Here is an 18447-nt window from a genome sequence, read left to right on the forward strand (position 1 = left end):
GGCGACGCAATGGGAAAAATTCGCAAGCTCGATGACCAGTTATCCAACAAAATCGCCGCAGGGGAGGTCGTTGAGCGCCCTGCCTCCGTCGTGAAAGAACTGGTGGAAAACGCGATTGATGCCAACAGCACGGCCATTGAAATTGAGCTCGAAGAAGCGGGGTTGGCGAAAATTCGCGTCATCGATAATGGAGACGGCATGGAAGAAGACGATTGCCTTGTTGCTTTTGAAAGGCATGCGACAAGTAAAATTAAAGACGAGCACGATTTATTCCGCATCCGCACGCTCGGCTTCCGCGGCGAAGCGCTGCCGAGCATTGCCTCCGTTTCGAAAGTTGAGATGAAAACAAGCACGGGAAACGGTCCGGGGACAAAAGTGGTCCTAAAAGGCGGAGAACTTGTCAAACACGAACGGACGGCAAGCCGCAAGGGAACCGAAATTACCGTCTCTAACTTGTTTTTCAACACCCCAGCCCGTTTAAAGTATATGAAAACGATTCATACCGAGCTCGGCCATGTCACTGATGTCGTCAATCGGCTTGCCATGGCGCATCCTAATATTTCGTTCCGCCTCCGCCATCACGGAAAACAGCTGCTTTACACGAGCGGCAACGGCGATGTGCGCCATGTGCTGGCCGCGATTTACGGTATGGATGTCGCGAAAAAGATGATCCCTATCGAGGCAGAATCGCTCGATTTTACGATTAAAGGCTACATTTCCCTTCCCGAAGTGACGCGCGCCTCGCGCAACTACATTTCTACCATTGTCAATGGACGGTATGTGCGCAATATTCCGCTCATGAAAGCGATCGAAGCGGGATATCATACGCTGCTGCCGATCGGCCGTTATCCGATTGTCCTGCTGTCGATTGCGATGGATCCGGTTTTAGTTGATGTCAACGTGCACCCTGCGAAATTGGAAGTACGTTTTAGCAAAGAGACGGAATTAAACGAGCTTGTGACCGAGGCGGTTCGCCAAGCGTTCCGGACGCGCACGCTTATTCCAACGATGTCCATAAGCCGCCAGGAAGCGGCAAAACCGAAAGCAGAACAAGCGGCATGGACGTTTGAGCATGTGGTAAAAGAGCCATCTGTGCCAGATCTCGTACAGATGGCAAAGCCGCAACCAACAACTTCTTGGCGGGAAGAAAAAGAAGAAAGCACGCGGATGTTGCCGGAAAAAGACGAACGGGAACAGACGAACGAATATGACGGGTCGATGGAAGCCAAGGAACATGAGGAGCAAGCGGGGGGGAACGGGCAGGAGCACAAAAACGACCGCATTCCGCCGCTTTACCCGATCGGACAAATGCATGGCACCTACATTTTGGCGCAAAACGAGCAAGGGCTTTACATTATTGACCAGCACGCCGCCCAAGAGCGGATTAAGTATGAATATTTTCGCGAAAAAGTCGGCGAAGTGACAAACGAAGTCCAAGAGTTGCTTGTCCCGCTGACGCTGCAGTACCCGGCTGATGAATATGTATGGATTGACTCCCATCGCGAGGAACTTGCGAAATGCGGCGTATTCCTTGAGCCGTTTGGACATCATACGTTTATTGTCCGTTCCCATCCGACATGGTTTCCAAAGGGACAAGAAACGGAGATTATCGAAGAAATGATCCAGCAAGTCCTTGACATGAAAAAGGCTGACATTAAGCAGCTTCGTGAAAAGGCGGCGATTCTCATGAGCTGCAAGCAGTCGATTAAAGCGAACCAGCACTTGCGCGACGACGAAATTTTTGCTCTCCTAGAAGCGTTGCGCAAAACGACTGATCCGTTTACATGCCCTCATGGCCGCCCAATCATCATCCATTTTTCCACGTATGAACTAGAGAAGATGTTTAAACGCGTGATGTAAACACAAAAGCGCAACATCCTTGTTCTATCAAGGAGTTGCGCTGTATTTTTTGCCATTTGACCACATATTTTGACCTAGTGGATTGTTCAAAAATCTCGTTTTCTTTCGTATAATAAAGCGCTTTACTTACACTAATTTTCTTCTGCTCGAAATTCACATCGGTCCATTTTAATCCAAGGATTTCGCCGCGGCGCATCCCCGTATAAATCGCTAAAAGATACAAGATATAGAAATGTGGTTTGCTATCCTTTTCTGCATATTCTAAAAAGCGATTGCATTCTTCAATCGTCCAAGTATTACCTGTTTTCTTTTTCGTTTTGGCTTGTCCACTTTATGAATGATATTGTTTTTAACATATTCCCAATTGACAGCTGTATCAAAAGCCGTTTTCAAAATGGAGTGGATATACTCAACATATTCTTCAGATAATCCTTTATTAATGAGCGAATGAATTTCGTAATCATCATAGGTTTGATTTGTTCCGGTTTCATGTAACCAAAACGCTCAAATAACTAGTAACCATTCTACGCTATGAAGACTGCACTGCTTGCTACAGGCAGCTGGTACGCAATGAAATCAAATGTCAATTGGAGGAGGTAACATGAGCTGTAAATCATTACACAGTCCAGTCACGATTAGTTATCTGACACTGGAGGAATTGGAAGCTTACCGAAAACGGCCTCGGTCAAAATATTACGACCATGACAATCGCCGGTTGGTTGATTGGCGCCGGTTGAAAAGTCGGAAGCGGAAAGATATGTCAAAATAATCGAAAAACTTATAAGTGCCGTTATGGAATTCGATTCTTAATGTTTGTGATATCGGATCGTATCCAACAGATCTTAAATTTGATGCAACTACAGGATGCATAATCATGACATTTCACCTCCCTTATTTTGCATTTATTCAATAAATTAAGAATATCCTTTTGTTGAATGAAAAAATACAAAGGAGGGGCTTAAATTTTGAAAAAAATTAATATGAAAACAGAATTCATTAATTGCTTGGATAAGGCGTTTGAGTTGGCGGCAAATGGATTTTCAGAAGTTGATAAAAGTGATATTTATATGACTTATTTAACTGGAACTTTTCTAGTGTCAGGTAAATTTAGCAGGTTAGAAAAAATTAATGTTGAAAGCCGAGAAGAGTTGTATAAAGATTTAAAAGAAAAACTGTCGTCTCATGGTGTTAACGTATTTTCTTTGGCTCTCGCAATAAATAAAATAAAAAGAAAACAATATGAGAAAGAAAAAATTGAAACTTACGACCATGATAAAATCATTATTTTGGAGGATGTAACAATTAAAGAACTAAGCAGCAACACAATTTTAAATACAGAATATTTTGTATTGTTTACGGATCAAATAGCAGGGATAATCCCAGGTAAATTAGAATCGTAAAAACAAACGCCTTTTTTTGAAGGTGTTTTATGCTATAAGATAATTATTATCGAAACTGTACGTGATCGAATTCTAAAACATATGTATTTTTAAAAATAGATGCAAAAAATGAAAGTAGGAATATATCAATTTAGGAGATGAACCAATTGAAACGAGTTGCCGCTCTTTATGACATTCACGGAAATGGTTTTGCATTGCAAGCGGTAATCGAAGAATTAGAAAAACGATCCGTTGACACAGTTGTTATCGGAGGAGATGTGGTTTGGGGATCACAGCCAAGAGCCGTAATGGATCGCCTTCAAACCCTCCAGGAAACAATTAAAGTTTATTTTATCAGGGGAAATGCCGATCGGGAAGTATATGAATATTCGCAAGTGGGTTTTTACTGCAAATCCGATGATCGATGACGTCAATCGCTGGTGTATCGAGCAACTATCCAAAGAACAACTTATAGAGCTTAATGAATGGCCGGAATCTTGCGTACTCCAGATCGACGGATAGAGTGAAGTTTTATTCGTACATGGTTCTCCGCGCAGCGAAGACGAAGCCATTCGCATTCATACTCCCGAAAAAGAAGTGATTCCGATGATTCAACAGGTTCAACAATCCAAAAAAAATTCAGAAATAAGGAGAAATTCCTGCTTCAGAAAAGGAATAAATAACTAAATAGTAAAGAAAAGAGACAGTGGCTGCCCCCAAAAGGTCGGTTTAACAACCTTTTGAGACAGCCTCTCTTTTTTGGTACATGGTATCTCAGGAAAGTGGTGCAGGCAATATGAAGTTCCGTATGAGGTGTTGTGTAAGCAGGAATTTTGAGAAGAATAAAAAGGGAGGAGCATGATTTCCGCCGTAAGGATATTGACCTTCTTTGTTAACAGCCTCAAAAGCAGCCAAAACGCTGCTCCTTTTACTCCTTCAACAATGGGGTATATTTTTTAATAGTGCTTAACTCTTGGCCACATATTTGAGCAGACGAATGGGCTCATCGCTTGTTAGTTCCACTTTTTCTCCATCAAAAATAAAGAGTTGCTTCTTTTTCCAATCAATGAAGACTTTGAATGTGTCCGGTTCCACAGATTCTTCGTATCGGCCGTGAATGAGAACGGTCTGAAACGATGAATATTCAGAAGAGGCGCTTACCTCTTCTTCGGCGTGAACTTTGCGACATTCCACCGGGACTTTTCGCACGATCGGGTCATTATCATCGGGATAGGCCAATCCGATTTTGCCGGGAGTGACAAAAACAAGCAGGTGCACCGGTTCTTTTTCTCGGTTTAGGTACCCGTGCAGGACATTTTGCCAACCAAACACGATACTGCCCGGCTCGGCTACGATCGTTTCGCGATTGCCCACAAAATAAGTCAATGTTCCAGATAACACCAATGCGCAATCCTCGCCGGAAGTGTGAATGTGCGCTCCCAACCCTTGATTATACGGGAAGATGATTTCGTACAGGCTGGTGTTTTTCCCTTTGCTGGAATAGAGCAGTTCGTTTTTGTAAACAGTCGGGGGATTCGAAAGAAGAAAGCTCCTCATATTTCTCACCTCTGACATGGAAAGAGTAATAATCGACTGGGCTTTTTTATATTTTATTTCAATCAAAAAAGGCTACTGACCTGCTATGTAAGGCAAGATTGTCATCAGCATCAGCTACTCGCTTTGAGTAGGCTCTTTTTTATTCATCATAAAAGAAGAAGGACGAGTAAGGCTCTTGCATTCTTGACCACATGATCACCAAAATGACCACGAATATTATAAAAAATAATGAAGATGTAAGGTTTTGTACAATGTTTGAGTTAGGTAAATTGCTTGAAATCAACGGAAAATGAATTAATCTGTGAAAATACGAACATTGTTAATCAAACGGGTGATGTAAACACAAAAGCGCAATACCCTTGTTCCATATAAATGCCCTACTTAATAAAAGTAGGGCATTCGCGTTGATTAGCAGCAATGAGTAGGGTATCCAGGGTCAACCACTACGTTTCTTGTAATAGGTCTAAAAATATGTCTAGGGACATTGACGATATTGTGACGATTAATGTGTACAACTGGATGAATAAAAGGGACTACACGAGGAATGAAACAGTCCCGCACCACAAATCTAGGCGGACATATAACTGGTCTAGGACAAAACATGGAAAATCACCCCCCTATAAATATCTATAAACATTAAATGTATTAGTGGGTCTTTTGGAAACGGACAGATATCACAAGTTAATAAAAAAATAATTTGTTGACCTATATTACCGATTTTAGTCAGCCAGTTCATCAAGTTGTGATGAGTACAGTTAAGGTTTAGGAAACAAAATAAGCATGGTGTTTCATAGTAGACACATACTGTGCAGCAAAAATGTTGTTATTAGTAAAAATAGCGTTGCCCAATAAAGCAACGCTAATTGCTAATCATTCTAATTAACTTAACAGCATTTGCTGTCATTCCTATAAGTCCAATAATTGAGAAAATGTATGCAACGAATAAAGGAATACCTGATAAATCTTTAGTCAAGATTCTATATGTACTCAAGGCAAAGATGAACAAACTACTCAAGAGTACTAAAAATAAACGTACTTTATTGTCCAAGTCCGTCAACTCCTTAAAAAAGTGGTTCTAGACAAATTTTATATTTCTTCCTTGCTCCCTATTCTCCAAGTTTTTAGAAATCTCTTTTAAAATTTGTTTTTTCTCTTTTTAATGTTTTTTATTAAGCTTACTGCAAACTACACACCAAAGACAGTCAAACAAACATGGCAAAACCAAATAAGAATGGGCAGCTTCCATGTTAGACCTCTCAAGTTTTTGGATAATTATACCATAAATGGTGTAGATGGTGAATAACAATGGCTAAAATTAATAATACAAGCCAATTTTTCCCTCAACAAGGGAAAAATTGGCTTTTTCCATTCCTCTTATCATCTTCCTTCCATATGGATAAATTAGCTAGGAACAGAAAGAGTAGTCGGACGGTCAAGTTATTGTTATGAACGTTTCCGAGCTATTGCCAAAATTCCAATTAAAGCTAAATAAACAACATAACCGATCACTTGTAAACTTGTTGGCTTATCGGTATAGCCTACTAATGCGTGCAACAGATGCCCCGCAGCACTGTCACTGCTCAAGATGGAACTTGTATCCCATAACGTTTCATTGCCGAATGATAGCCATCCAAGTTGCTGAAATTCCCCGATTCCGCTTACTAAAAATCCTGCAGCAAATATGACAAGCAAAAAAGTTGAAAGATTGAAAAAGTATTTTACATTGATCTTTTTCCCAAGAGCATAGATTAAATATCCAGTTACACTTCCGGCTATAATCCCTAATACACCAAGTACTATATTTAGGATCGGGTTGGTTATTGACGTTAACGGAATCATAAACACGACCATCTCAAGCCCTTCTCGGAACACTGTCAAAAAGGTAAAGCCTGTAATAGCAAACTTCGATCCCGTTTTGATTGCTGAATCTATCCTTGATTCGAGTCCTTCTTTTAGATTTTCGTTCTTTTGCATCGAGGTGGCCATGTACGTTAATATACCAAACGCAAGCAAATAGGATATACCTTCAATTTGTAATTCCAAGGAGGTACCTTCGTAATTTTGAACCGTCGAGTAAATTGCAACACCAGCGATGAGTGATGCAATGATTGCTGCAAATATACCTGTCCAAACATTCCGGATACGATCCCGCTGTCCGATTAGAATGAGATAGGTAGCCAAAATCGAACATAGCATCGAAGCTTCAAAAGCTTCACGGAAGAGCATGAGAAAAGCTGCCACTTCCTCGCCACCACCTTTTTTATGGATTATAGGAATTTAGCTACAGACCATGATGGATTATGTTTCGTTATGAAATGGTTGCTGTAGCTTTGGTTTATAGTATGAAAAAAATTCGACATGGAAACGGACAAACTACCATTATCAATAGTACATTTTTAGAATAATAGGTATTGGTATTATGTTATATTCACTGGAACCCTATAAAACAAGCGAACCTCCTTGATAAACAAGGAGGTTAAAAGTCCAAACTCTCACTTGGATCTAAGCTTTTTACTTCCTCACACGCATGTTATGTCAAAAAATGAAGAAGAAATGACAGAAAGATGACAGAAAGACGACAGAGTATTTTGTGCTTCGGACATGCCATGATGGTATCATGGATATTTGGTTGAAGCAGGGCGTCACTCCGATCGACGGTGGCGTTTCAACAAAGAGATCAGATTCTAAAGGGGCACCTATTGGCGGTTCATCGTTCTCGTCTTTTTTACGGCTATCCGAAAATACAAGCCGCTTTGAGAAAAGAGGGATTCCATGCGAATCATAATGGAGTCTACAGACTGATGAAAGGGCTGAATATTCAGTCTGTGATTCGAAAAAACGACGATATTTCGATAGCAATTGTCTGCGATTCACCCTAATCGACTGAATCGAGAATTTACAGCAAGCAAGCCTAATTATATGTATTACTTATACCCCTCTTGGTTCTCGATTTTTTTACTTATCGGCTATTCAGGACTTGTATAACAATGAACAACTACATATGGTTTTATCATCACAAACGATTTTAGAAAAAACTCAATAGCACCTATTAGATAAAAGTGGATTTTTCTTATCAGATGATGAATTTATACAAGCTGACTCTTTTTTAAGAACATACCTTAAAAGCAGGGATTGGATATTTAGCAATCCCTTCATACTCCATAGGAGGTGAAACATTATGTGTTGGGGATATGGAAGTTATGGTGGTGCAGGATATGGATATGGCGGCTACGGTGGCTTCAATTTTGCGTTGATTGTTGTATTGTTCATTTTATTAATTATTGTAGGAGCTTCTATTTGGAGCCAATATTAACAAATTGTTGTCCTGTTTGTCTTGCTTATCATTGTAGGATGTTCTTGTACGGGTCTAGGCGGTTATTAATCCCCGCAAGGCGACATTAAACATCCTTTTTCATTCCTCATTTAAACGGAATAGGTGGTTTCGTGTATTGTATGGAAAAGGACAGATTGTTCATGGTCTGTCCTTTTTCAAAATATCCGCTTGGACAAACATGGATGGAAAGCAAGCCCATCATCTAGCATACCGATGAACGTAAAGTCACTGTATTCTGCGCCTCCTATCGGGTGACTTATTCAAAAAAATGAATGAGAATGGTTCATGTATCTCCTATTCCAAAATCTCTTGTGTAAGAAAGGAGGGGATAAAATGGAATATTTAAGAAGATATCAGGGAGAGCCGGTTGAGGTTATCGATCGTAATGGATGGGTTCATAGAGGAGTAATAGAATGGGTCGATCCAGTACGGGGAGGAATGTTTCTTCGCACCGGCTTTAGAAGAAGATTTATTCCATTTTTCTTAATCGCTGCTCTTTTTCTATTAAGATTCGGGAGACGGCGCGTTTTCTAAAAAACGAAAACAAAAAATCTTTGGTTCATCATTTGGGTCTCCTTTCCTCGATTCGCAAACGGAATAAATCATTAATTTTAATTGATGGTTTCATCAACATCATCTTCAAAGAACCTATATAGGTTCTTTTTAGTTTGCCAATTTTGCCGGCAAGCTAGAACCCTGCCATTTGGCGGGAATTTTTTATTGGCTATGATGCATGCATGTTCATCGTTCAAATTTCAAACAAAAACAAGTCCGAAAACCTCATTTTTCCTCCATTGGCATAGACATGGAGAAAACCTCGCATGTTGAATCGTAATCACCTTCAATTATTAACATTTCTCATTGGAATAAGAATATGCATTGTCATTAAGTAAATGTTTTCCATGTATGATCTTGTTTCTCTAAACACACGTTAATAATGTTCGAAAAAAGAATCATTCTTTTTTCGAACGCAAGGGAATTTCCAAAAGAGGAGTGTGTAAAGGTCGTGAATCGTTTACGTCTATTTAATTTTGGGCGTAATAGAGGAATGTGGAACCAATTGTTGCGCTTAACGGGACGCCGAAACAATAACAATATCGTATGGACTATATTAAGTTTAGGCTTGGGAATTGCTGCGACAGCCGTTTTCAGTATGAGAAGAGGACGCAACGCTCGGTATATGATGCCAAAACCGATTCAGCGTGCGATGCGTGGCATAACCAGCTTGATGAATCAACCAATGAGAACACCGAGCTTAGCGACTATGGAATTTTCTAAAGAAATAGCGGAAAAGCCGAAAAGCACTCCAATGAACCATAGTTATTACCAACAACAAAAATAACCTGGTGCGGTTTGTCACTTTCCGGATATTTTATGGCCATAACATAAATGCTTCCGATGCGATCTCTTTTGTGTAGATAGCAGTAAACATATCGATGTTGCCAAACAGGAAAGATTTTTCTTTGTAGAAACATCGCTGATAATTTAATGTAACGGAAACAGACGAGGTTAACATGTTCGCCCTCCTTGGCATACCGGGATATGAAGAGAAATAGGCAGAATTGGCAAAACACTTGAAATAACGTAGGGAAATGAACACAATAGATTTTCGGAGTGCATAAAAGCTGTGGGCTTAGTAATGAAACGTGCACTCTGTTGATGTTTGATACGAAAGCGAAGGCATACTTTCTTATCTGCCGCTTATCACAAAGCCCTTCCCCAACGGAAGGGCTTATTTTTTTCAAAAACAATGGTAACACAAGAAAAGACAACCGAACAGAAAGAAGATACAACTGATAAGGAAAAGAACACTTGGGGAATAAAACGAATGTACAGATCATGAAAAAGTTTAGCAACTTAGTTTCGTTGGAAAGACGGAAAAGTGATTCGTGTACAGCTAGCATGTGTATTTCCTTTATCATGGTTATCTCTCCTTTATTCAGGGAGATGAGGTTTTTTACGTTCCATTTCAGTAATGTATTTCGGTTTTTTTGATACTGCCACCAAAGAGATAATAAAGCCAATCCCTAAGATGGCTGATAATGTCCATGTGAAAATTTCAATTGGCGCCATTACCTTCTGACCTCCTTCTCTTTAGTGTTATGTAAAAGATATGCCGACATGCTTGCCCATTTTCTTGCCCGTTATTAGATGGGTGTAAATTTTACAATCACAAGAATAGACGAGTAGATGAATAAGGAAACGAAATAAGCATTCTGTTGCCAAACGAGAAGGGGGAAAGGAGAAAATGAAATTTACCGTTTTAAAGATGAAGACACAAACTATGCACTGGGATTTATGGTTAATGCTATGGACGAAGAAAAGATGGTAAATCACGTTATCAATACGGATGAACCATACGCACAAGAGGCACTTGAAATATTAAAGCGGCATGGCCATGGTGATAGAAGCAAAATAGCGGCAGAATATATTTGATTCGTCTACCATAACATTATTCATACGTTTTTGTTATAATAAAATAAACAAAGCCATTCTGTAGAAAAGGAGGAAAATAATTGACTGAATTGAGCAAGGCACAGATTCAACATCAACGGTTATCTAAAGCTAAAATCATTAAAAGGACAAGTGCTATTTTCATCGGGGCTGTTTTAATGGCAGTAGGACTTGAAATCTTTTTAGTCCCTAATAACGTTATTGATGGAGGCATAACAGGTATTTCCATTATGCTTTCGCACATTACGGGTTTTCGTCTTGGAATTTTTATTTTTCTTTTAAACCTTCCGTTCTTTTTTATGGGCTATAAGCAAATTGGAAAAACCTTTGCTATTTCCACGTTGTTTGGGATTACCGTTTTATCGATTTTTACCTTCCTTTTTCATCCTGTTCCCGCCTTTACCGAAGACATTTTGCTGGCTACCATTTTTGGTGGAATGATTCTCGGTACAGGAGTAGGTCTTGTCATTCGTTATGGTGGAGCTTTGGATGGCACGGAAATACTTGCTATACTCATGAACAAAAAACTTCCTTTCTCCGTTGGCGAGATCATCATGTTTTTTAATATCTTCATTCTAGGTGCTGCCGGATTTGTTTTTACCTGGGATAGAGCGATGTATTCAATTTTAGCCTATACGATTGCGTTTAAAACGATTGATGTTGTCATTAAAGGATTAGATGAATCGAAGTCGGCATGGATTATCAGTGATAATTCGAAAGCCATTGGGGATGCTATCATGAATCGATTAGGTCGCGGCGTTACGTACTTGAGCGGTGAAGGAGCATTTACTGGTGACGATAAAAAAGTGATATTTTGTGTGATTACCCGTCTTGAGGAAGCAAAACTTAAAGAAATTGTCGAAGAAAATGACCCAAATGCTTTTTTGGCTATAGCAGATATAGCTGAAGTACGCGGTGGGCGTTTTAAGAAAAGAGATATTCATTAATGAATCCCCAATTAATGACAAACCCACCAATAAAACAACAAGCTCCTAATCTTGGCATTCGTAGTTTTATGAACCTATTCTTAAAAAACCCTTCAAAATTTTTTCATCCGAGTATCTTCGTTCCGGATAGACCGCTCAAAGTACATTCTATAGCGAACTTTTCTATAGATATGCCAAGGATGATGAAAAGAGTTTAGAAAGGCTTTAAATTCTCTGAGTCAAGTTTAAAGGAACTGGTTCATTTTCTCGCAGTAGTATGAGAATCTCAAAAATATTGTGTATATCGATAAGTTTGACCTGGTTTAAATATGTCCAGCGTGAGGATACTGATTGTGCGGAGTAGCATCGCTATTTCCGTATGATTGGTGTCCTTTTTTCTTTTTCGTCAAAAATGATCCAGGGATTTCGCCGCGGCGAATCCCTGGATAAATCTCTATAAAGATACAAGATGTAGAAATGCGGCGGGCACCCCCTCCTCGTCAAGTAGAAAGTGATAACATTTACACAGTCATGATGAATGCAGAATGGTGTTTTCATTGGGCAAAAACCATTTGTACCCAATAGAATAATAAAAACAACGTGACAATGGTTGTTAATGGGATTACAATCAACGATACGCTTAAATAATCTTTCCATGTTACCTTAATCTTATTTTGTTTTAGGATATGCATCCAAATAAGGGAGGCAAGTGTTCCAATAGGCAATAGCAAGGATCCCATGTCACTGCCAATAATATTCGCGAGATAGATGGTCTTTAATGTGATAGGATCAAGCCCCATTTCTGTCAAGGTAATGGTTCCAATCATTAAAGCAGGATGATTATTAAAAAAGTTAGACAGAATGGACACTAATCCCCCCATGATAAAGCTCGCATAAAACAATCCTTGCTTTACAATCGGTTCACATATTTTCACAAGCATCGCTGTTAGTCCTGCATTATGGAGCCCGTAAATAATGACATACATAGAAAACGCAAAAATAAGAATGTGCCAAGGAGTCTTTTTCAAGATATCAACGGGATTGGTGCGCAAATGATACCATCTCCATACAAGCAGGACGACTGATCCAAGCACTGCAACGATTTCAATTGGAATCGAGAGATAAGATGCAACAAAGAGCAGGCAACGGATCACAAAGACAAATAACAAGATCCTCAACATAAATTGGGTGCGTTTCCGCTTTGTTTCAACAGAAATGGTTTTCTTTAATGGGTGGAAATGTTTGGTAAAAAAGATTTCCTCTATATCATATGAGAAATCTGGCAATGTTTTTGGCAATTTATTCTTTACCACTACGTATATCAACCAAGACATAAACAACAGTCCTAACGTCGCTGGTATAAACATCATGGCGGTATGCATATAAAGTGTCATGTGAACAATTTTTAATGCGATTAAATTGACGATATTACTTACCCCAATAGGTGCGCTGGAAGCTGTTGCAATCAGTGCTCCGCTTAAGAGATACGGAATCTGCTCATGTGGTTTTAGCCGGAGGTTTTTTAGAAGTAAAATTAAAATCGGGGTTGTAATCATGATGCTGCCATCGTTATTGAATAAAAGGGTCATCAAAAAGCATAGCAGTTGAATGTACCAATATAGGCGATAGCCTGAACCCTTGGCCAAACTTGCAAGTCGTGCGGCTGCCCAATGGAAAAAGCCGAAACTTTCTAATATGACAGCCATGACAATCGTTGCGATAATGGTAATGGATGCGCCAGCGATTTTATCGATAATATCGAAAATATCTCCGCGGGATACAATACCTGTTAGTAAAATAATCCCTGCGCCAATCGACGCTGGCCACGCTTCGTTTAAGCCTCCTGGCCTCCAAAAGATGACGGACATCGTCATGATGAACACGAAAATTGTCATTTGAATTTCGAAACTCATTATTCTTCCCCCTGTTTTTTTACGGGTCTTAAGTCATTTGACCCTATCAGCTTGATTTACTATATTTATATTCACCCCTATCAAGAGGGATTTGGATAATAGACCTAATTTTTCCAATATGTACTCTTATCTCGTTAGTAAAAATGTACGGTAGAGAGTAATAACTATAGATGAATGTATAGTAGAGACTAATGACTATAGATGATCGAAATAAATATAGATGGTTGTGTTTAAGAATGGGGATGGCGGAGAAATATTAAGCGGTGGGTAGCGATGGCCATCAATCGTTTAGAATATGACGAACGAGCAATTCGTATTCGACGTTATATGACAGAAGATATCGTATGGTTACAAAATTTTCCATAAACTTCGTATAAGCGAGAGAAAGTATTATTGTATTAAATCACAGGCGTTATAGTTATAATAGTAAAAGTACGCTTTTGCTCTCAAAATCGAAGGTCAGTTGATGATCATGAATGTTATGCAGTCCATTCATGATCCAGAAAAGGCTGAGGCGATGAAGCAATATTGACGAAAAGAACAAAATGAGCGAAATTATTTGTTGTTTTTCATTGGTATCAACACAAGTCTTCGCATTCCGACATCTTAAAGTTAAAAACCGGTGAAATTATCATTAAACGAAGGCTATTCATTTCCTGAGAAAAATGATAATATTTTTTATTGAAATTCTGCATATTGGTGGTGTACATATGTTTTCATCGTTAAAACGATTCTTAATCGGAAGGCCGTTGAAATCAACCGAACTGGGAGAGCAAAAGTTGGGCAAATTAAAGGCATTAGCCGTTTTATCTTCTGATGCTTTATCCTCGGTTGCGTACGGTACGGAACAGATTTTACTTGTTCTCTCGACGATTGGATTTATTGCATTTTGGTATTCCATTCCCATTGCGATTGGGGTTCTTGTCCTATTGGTGGCACTTATTTTATCGTATCGCCAAATCATTTATTCTTATCCGCATGGAGGCGGAGCTTACGTCGTTTCCAAAACGAACTTGGGTGTAAATCCAGGTCTTATTGCCGGAGGCTCTTTACTGGTCGACTATATTCTGACCGTGGCAGTAAGCGTGTCTGCAGGAACGGATGCCATTACATCCGCGTTTCCAGCTTTACATCCATACACAGTTGGAATTGCTATCGCACTGGTTGTGTTTATCACTATTCTTAATCTCAGAGGCGTAACCGAATCCGCTTCCGTTTTGGCCTATCCCGTTTATTTGTTTGTGCTGGCGCTCGTTATTCTCATTATTGTTGGGATTTTTCGTATTATCAATGGACAAGCACCGTCTACTTTACATACACCTATCGGTACTGCAGTGCCCGGAATTACCTTATTCTTGCTGCTGCGGGCATTTGCATCTGGTTGTTCTGCGTTGACAGGGGTAGAAGCGATCTCAAACGCCGTTCCAAATTTTAAGGAACCGGCGGCAAAAAATGCTGCCAAAACGTTAGTGATGATGGGGGGTATTCTCGCCTTTCTATTTGTGGGAGTCACATTTTTGGCATACTGGTATGGAATTGCACCGAAAGCAGAAGAGACGGTTGTTTCCCAGCTCACCTCCAAAGTGTTTGGAAGAGGCGTGATGTATTACTTTATCCAAGGAACGACTGCCCTTATTTTAGTCTTGGCTGCAAATACGGGATTTTCTGCATTTCCTTTGCTGGCATATAATCTGGCATCCGATAAATACATGCCAAGAATGTATCTTATACGCGGTGACCGTTTAGGATATTCAAATGGAATCATCACGCTTGGCTTTGCTTCTATTTTGCTGATTATCGCTTTTAAAGGGCAAACGGAACAGTTAATTCCTTTGTATGCGGTGGGCGTATTCATTCCTTTCACTTTGTCACAAACAGGCATGATTGTAAAATGGGTGCGCGAAAAACCGGCGGGGTGGATACCGAAGCTGCTGGCAAACTTGCTAGGTGCGATCATTACACTAACTGTACTGTGCATTTTCTTTATCACAAAATTTGCTCAAGTATGGTCTGTGCTTGTATTTCTTCCGATAATCGTATTTATTTTTCATCAAATCCATAAACACTATGATGCTGTGGCGGAACAACTGCGGGTCAATCCAAATAAGATTCCGGACAAAATCGAGGGAAATGTCGTGATTGTACCTATTGCGGGAATCACAAAGGTAGTGGAGCAATCCTTAAATTACGCCCAAGCCATTGGAGATTATGTATTGGCTGTATATGTGGCATTTGACCGGGAAAGCATGCTCCGAATGGAAGAGAAATGGAAGAGATGGAGGCCGGATGTTCGCCTGGTTACACTAATTTCTTATTATCGCGATCTTATCACACCAATTTCCAAATTGGTGGATACGATTGAAAGCAAGGCAGAGGAAAGAAATTATACAGTAACGGTTTTGATTCCTCAATTTATACCAAAAAAAGGCTGGCATAACTTTTTACATAACCAATCCAGCGTTTTGTTGAGATTGTGCCTCCTATATAAGAAAAATGTGATTGTCTCAACAGTTCCTTATCGACTTCATAAGTAGAAGTTCATATTCGATTGCAAGCGGGGATGATTGCCGAACGATCATCCCCTGTCTATAAAGACCGAATAAATCGGTCTTTTTTGTCTGTCTTCTTTCACTATCGCTCTCATTAGCGAAACAAAGCCAATTATTTATTTCTTTTTTTTGGGGTTGTTAAGTTTTTCTAGTTATCAGATTTAAGTTGTTTCGCGATGTAAACGATTTGCCCAAATATGATAAGAATAATGATACATTTGTCTTTCAATAGCTTTGATAACCATATGAGGCTCACTTTTGGTTGGAACAGGTCAATGATAAAGGGGTGCTGGTTTTCTTCTTTAACTTGTTAAAGTTGATGATAAAACCGGTCTTGGCAAAAAAAATAGCAGGAGCAAGTGTTGTTGGGAACAATTACCATATTAGTATTATGAAAATTTTTTGGTTCAGGCCATACGCTGACGGCAGTCTAGTCTATCTTTCCGAATGGCATCCTTCTCCATTTTCATGTAAATAATGATAAAACATATGTATATGTCCTCTTTCATACTATATAACGATTGCACCTTGCACCCTAAAAGGAAAGGAAGGTCCCCCTTATGCTTCCTGTTAATGATGTATGTACGGTTTATCATGGAACAAATTTATTTGCAGCAAAAATTATTCGCGATATTGGAATACGGTTGGACGCGCAGAGAGACCTTACTGATTTCGGAAAGGGTTTTTACGTTACCTTGAATCTCCAGCAAGCAAAAAGCTGGGCACAAATCAGAGCGATGCATCCACAAATTTCTCCTGAAATATTAGACCAATTAAATATCAGCAAATCTCAGTATTTTAATCATCCGGATACAAAAATTCCGGCTTATTTAGCATATGAGCTTAATTTAAAGGAGCTGCGTCAATTAAAGGGAAAAGAGTTTCCCTTGCCTCATGAGCCAGAGTGGCCGCACCATCAGCGATCGTGGGAACGGTTTGTCAAAGAGTGTCGCGCAGGAAAGAAGCACCATTATGACTACGTGTATGGACCAGTTGGAGGAAGTCATTTAACCGATCCCGACAAAATAAAGGTTTCCTATACTAAAGATCAACTGTCTTTAAATAGCATGAAGGCCACAAGGTGTTTATCCAAATTAAAAATTGTGGCTTGCAAACCTGAAGGAACACATACGAAAAAATCTATAATAAAACAACTGCTTAATCATGTCCGAAGTCTAGAAAGCGTAATCGATAATAACATGTTTTTACTCGAAATACGTGATGAATTGATGGCCATTGGCAACTTAACCAGCCAACAGGCGGATAAAGTACTGCGAAAATCTTTAGCATCCTTGCAGCTTAACCCAATCATGATGCACGAACCAGCAGCCTATTGGTCCTTCTCCATTTTGTATGGAACGCATAAGTTATGGCACAAAGAATACGAAATGTATATGAGAAAGAAGAATCAAGTTCGTAAATAACAAGACTTTCAAAGAATCCCCTTACTTCGCTTTTCCCTTTTTTAAAAACTCATTGTATAATGCAGGTTCGATATAATTCTTAGAAGCAATGAGCTTCAATCGATCTCGATTATCGTATACATAATAGCTATCCACCCAATCCTTGATGGCTTCAAAAGTTTTCGATACAAGCTTGTGCGTGTTTTCGATAATATGAGGTGGAATTTTTCTTCCTGTAACCTTTGCCCTTTCGTCCGCCCGCTGTTTGGCTAATTCTAGCGGAACATCCACTATATAGACATGCACCTCATACCGGGCTTTTTTTAGTTTTTTAATTAAATTTTTGTATTTTCGGGTTCTTGCCATGGTTCCTTCGTAAATAAAATGTTTCCGATGATGAATAAGTTGTTTCAACAATAGATCGCTAATATCAAGGGATTCTTTATGGACGAGGCGAGCAGCGTCATTCGGATGGGTTTTTTGCAATAATTTATATTCAGGGATGTATTCTTTTATTTCATCAGGGTCTACTGCAACTGCCTGTATACCTATTTCAGCCAGCTTTTTCTCAATAACGGATTTTCGCATGGTCGTCTTTCCTGAGGCGGTCCCTCCGCCAATGAGAATAGCTATTGACTTTTCCCCTTTTTTGGGGGAAGACGCTTGCTTTATCATTTTATTCACAATGTTCATATGCATGGCATGTCGCTTTTGGCTGTATTTATAGCCTTTAACTGAATATATTTCCTTCGTGTCTTTTATTTTGGGGTTATTCCTTTTGAATCCTTTTCCTAATATACGACGAACCCAAACCTCTCGTATGCCTGTTTCGCTACGAGAGATGATATTTTTTAAATTGCATAATGTCTTTATGATTTTCATTGTTTTAATCACCCATATCAATGTATGCACAAAAGAGATGAAGGTTCGGTAAAAGATATTTAATAAATAAAAAACATCTGGTTTCAAGCCGACTGTTTTTTCAGTTTTATCGACCAAGCCGACAACTTGGGCTCAGATCTGGTTTAGATCTGAGCCCTTTTTATGTAATATGCCGCTTTACATAAAAAAG

At 39.4% G+C, this 18447-nt stretch carries 18 protein-coding genes and 2 pseudogenes; 11 read left to right on the forward strand and 9 right to left on the reverse strand.

Annotation, left to right across the window (positions count from 1 at the left end; translation table 11 throughout):
* The first annotated feature begins 9 nt into the window (after nt 1-9).
* The gene (mutL, locus tag HT574_RS03515; RefSeq protein ID WP_175243474.1) at nt 10-1860 is read left to right on the forward strand and encodes a DNA mismatch repair endonuclease MutL; all 1851 of its coding nucleotides are present in this window, start codon (nt 10-12) and stop codon (nt 1858-1860) included.
* Here mutL and HT574_RS20395 read toward each other — a convergent pair.
* The gene (locus tag HT574_RS20395) at nt 1844-2146 is read right to left on the reverse strand and encodes a tyrosine-type recombinase/integrase (protein ID WP_175243782.1); all 303 of its coding nucleotides are present in this window, start codon (nt 2144-2146) and stop codon (nt 1844-1846) included. The two genes, mutL and HT574_RS20395, sit on opposite strands and share 17 nt — an antisense overlap.
* 315 nt (nt 2147-2461) lie before the next feature.
* Here HT574_RS20395 and HT574_RS03525 point away from each other — a divergent pair, with 315 nt between their 5' ends.
* Nucleotides 2462-2629 (forward strand): hypothetical protein, encoded by a 168-nt coding sequence (locus HT574_RS03525; RefSeq protein WP_175243475.1) that lies wholly within the window; start codon nt 2462-2464, stop codon nt 2627-2629.
* Here the strand turns inward: HT574_RS03525 and HT574_RS03530 are convergent.
* Nucleotides 2554-2736 (reverse strand): KTSC domain-containing protein, encoded by a 183-nt coding sequence (locus HT574_RS03530; protein WP_175243476.1) that lies wholly within the window; start codon nt 2734-2736, stop codon nt 2554-2556. The genes HT574_RS03525 and HT574_RS03530 overlap by 76 nt on opposite strands.
* 89 nt (nt 2737-2825) lie before the next feature.
* Between HT574_RS03530 and HT574_RS03535 the strand changes: the two genes are divergently transcribed.
* Both HT574_RS03535 and HT574_RS03540 read left to right on the forward strand, forming a co-directional pair.
* Nucleotides 2826-3260: a hypothetical protein gene (locus HT574_RS03535; protein ID WP_175243477.1), complete on the forward strand. Its 435-nt coding sequence runs from the start codon at nt 2826-2828 to the stop codon at nt 3258-3260.
* Between the two features lie 146 nt (nt 3261-3406).
* Nucleotides 3407-3667 carry a metallophosphoesterase family protein gene (locus HT574_RS03540; protein WP_175243478.1) on the forward strand — a complete coding sequence of 87 codons (261 nt, stop codon included), beginning with the start codon at nt 3407-3409 and terminating at the stop codon, nt 3665-3667.
* Nucleotides 3668-4205: 538 nt separating this feature from the next.
* On the opposite strand, the gene HT574_RS03545 is transcribed toward HT574_RS03540, so the two are convergent.
* Entirely contained in the window at nt 4206-4862 is a 657-nt protein-coding gene (locus HT574_RS03545; RefSeq protein WP_175243479.1) for a cupin domain-containing protein, read from the reverse strand.
* 1377 nt (nt 4863-6239) lie between these two features.
* The gene (locus HT574_RS03550; protein ID WP_175243480.1) at nt 6240-7037 is read right to left on the reverse strand and encodes an FTR1 family iron permease; all 798 of its coding nucleotides are present in this window, start codon (nt 7035-7037) and stop codon (nt 6240-6242) included.
* A 416-nt stretch (nt 7038-7453) separates the two neighbouring features.
* Here HT574_RS03550 and HT574_RS20400 point away from each other — a divergent pair, with 416 nt between their 5' ends.
* The 4 genes and pseudogenes from HT574_RS20400 (at nt 7454) to HT574_RS03575 (ending at nt 9472) form a co-directional block, all read left to right on the forward strand.
* Entirely contained in the window at nt 7454-7675 is a 222-nt protein-coding gene (locus tag HT574_RS20400) for an IS3 family transposase (protein ID WP_375154081.1), read from the forward strand.
* A gap of 299 nt (nt 7676-7974) precedes the next feature.
* Nucleotides 7975-8178, forward strand: a pseudogene (locus tag HT574_RS03560) (YjcZ family sporulation protein).
* 285 nt (nt 8179-8463) lie between these two features.
* Entirely contained in the window at nt 8464-8664 is a 201-nt protein-coding gene (locus HT574_RS03570) for a hypothetical protein (RefSeq protein ID WP_175243482.1), read from the forward strand.
* A 472-nt stretch (nt 8665-9136) separates the two neighbouring features.
* Complete coding sequence (locus HT574_RS03575; RefSeq protein WP_175243483.1) at nt 9137-9472, forward strand: hypothetical protein; 336 nt, start codon at nt 9137-9139, stop codon at nt 9470-9472.
* A gap of 30 nt (nt 9473-9502) precedes the next feature.
* Here the strand turns inward: HT574_RS03575 and HT574_RS03580 are convergent, their stop codons facing one another.
* Both HT574_RS03580 and HT574_RS03585 read right to left on the reverse strand, forming a co-directional pair.
* Entirely contained in the window at nt 9503-9646 is a 144-nt protein-coding gene (locus tag HT574_RS03580; RefSeq protein WP_175243484.1) for a hypothetical protein, read from the reverse strand.
* Nucleotides 9647-10065: 419 nt separating this feature from the next.
* Nucleotides 10066-10203, reverse strand: coding sequence for a hypothetical protein (locus HT574_RS03585; protein WP_175243485.1), 138 nt, complete (start codon nt 10201-10203; stop codon nt 10066-10068).
* Between the two features lie 443 nt (nt 10204-10646).
* Between HT574_RS03585 and HT574_RS03590 the strand changes: the two genes are divergently transcribed.
* The gene (locus HT574_RS03590; RefSeq protein WP_175243486.1) at nt 10647-11531 is read left to right on the forward strand and encodes a YitT family protein; all 885 of its coding nucleotides are present in this window, start codon (nt 10647-10649) and stop codon (nt 11529-11531) included.
* A 533-nt stretch (nt 11532-12064) separates the two neighbouring features.
* On the opposite strand, the gene HT574_RS03595 is transcribed toward HT574_RS03590, so the two are convergent.
* Nucleotides 12065-13423 (reverse strand): arsenic transporter, encoded by a 1359-nt coding sequence (locus HT574_RS03595; protein ID WP_175243487.1) that lies wholly within the window; start codon nt 13421-13423, stop codon nt 12065-12067.
* Nucleotides 13424-14133: 710 nt separating this feature from the next.
* Between HT574_RS03595 and HT574_RS03600 the strand changes: the two genes are divergently transcribed.
* On the forward strand, nt 14134-15957 hold the full coding sequence (locus tag HT574_RS03600) for an APC family permease (RefSeq protein ID WP_175243488.1): 1824 nt from the start codon (nt 14134-14136) through the stop codon (nt 15955-15957).
* Nucleotides 15958-16120: 163 nt separating this feature from the next.
* Here the strand turns inward: HT574_RS03600 and HT574_RS03605 are convergent.
* Nucleotides 16121-16241: pseudogene (locus HT574_RS03605) on the reverse strand (DUF1572 family protein); the annotation flags it as partial.
* A 291-nt stretch (nt 16242-16532) separates the two neighbouring features.
* On the opposite strand from HT574_RS03605, the gene HT574_RS03610 reads away from it, so the two are divergent.
* Nucleotides 16533-17396, forward strand: coding sequence for a DUF3990 domain-containing protein (locus HT574_RS03610; RefSeq protein ID WP_175243489.1), 864 nt, complete (start codon nt 16533-16535; stop codon nt 17394-17396).
* 21 nt (nt 17397-17417) lie between these two features.
* Here the strand turns inward: HT574_RS03610 and HT574_RS03615 are convergent, their stop codons facing one another.
* Nucleotides 17418-18257 carry a zeta toxin family protein gene (locus HT574_RS03615; protein WP_175243490.1) on the reverse strand — a complete coding sequence of 280 codons (840 nt, stop codon included), beginning with the start codon at nt 18255-18257 and terminating at the stop codon, nt 17418-17420.
* Between the last annotated feature and the right edge of the window lie 190 nt (nt 18258-18447).

Source organism: Parageobacillus sp. VR-IP (assembly GCF_013357975.1).
Taxonomy (GTDB): Bacteria; Bacillota; Bacilli; order Bacillales; family Anoxybacillaceae; genus Saccharococcus; species Saccharococcus caldoxylosilyticus.

Excerpts from the sequence above, each read along its gene's own strand:
- mutL (WP_175243474.1), top strand. The coding sequence starts at position 10 with ATGGGAAAAATTCGCAAGCTCGATGACCAGTTATCCAACAAAATCGCC.
- HT574_RS03525 (WP_175243475.1), top strand. The coding sequence starts at position 2,462 with ATGAGCTGTAAATCATTACACAGTCCAGTCACGATTAGTTATCTGACA.
- HT574_RS03530 (WP_175243476.1), bottom strand. The coding sequence starts at position 2,736 with ATGATTATGCATCCTGTAGTTGCATCAAATTTAAGATCTGTTGGATAC.
- HT574_RS03570 (WP_175243482.1), top strand. The coding sequence starts at position 8,464 with ATGGAATATTTAAGAAGATATCAGGGAGAGCCGGTTGAGGTTATCGAT.
- HT574_RS03580 (WP_175243484.1), bottom strand. The coding sequence starts at position 9,646 with ATGTTAACCTCGTCTGTTTCCGTTACATTAAATTATCAGCGATGTTTC.
- HT574_RS03585 (WP_175243485.1), bottom strand. The coding sequence starts at position 10,203 with ATGGCGCCAATTGAAATTTTCACATGGACATTATCAGCCATCTTAGGG.
- HT574_RS03595 (WP_175243487.1), bottom strand. The coding sequence starts at position 13,423 with ATGAGTTTCGAAATTCAAATGACAATTTTCGTGTTCATCATGACGATG.
- HT574_RS03600 (WP_175243488.1), top strand. The coding sequence starts at position 14,134 with ATGTTTTCATCGTTAAAACGATTCTTAATCGGAAGGCCGTTGAAATCA.
- HT574_RS03610 (WP_175243489.1), top strand. The coding sequence starts at position 16,533 with ATGCTTCCTGTTAATGATGTATGTACGGTTTATCATGGAACAAATTTA.
- HT574_RS03615 (WP_175243490.1), bottom strand. The coding sequence starts at position 18,257 with ATGAAAATCATAAAGACATTATGCAATTTAAAAAATATCATCTCTCGT.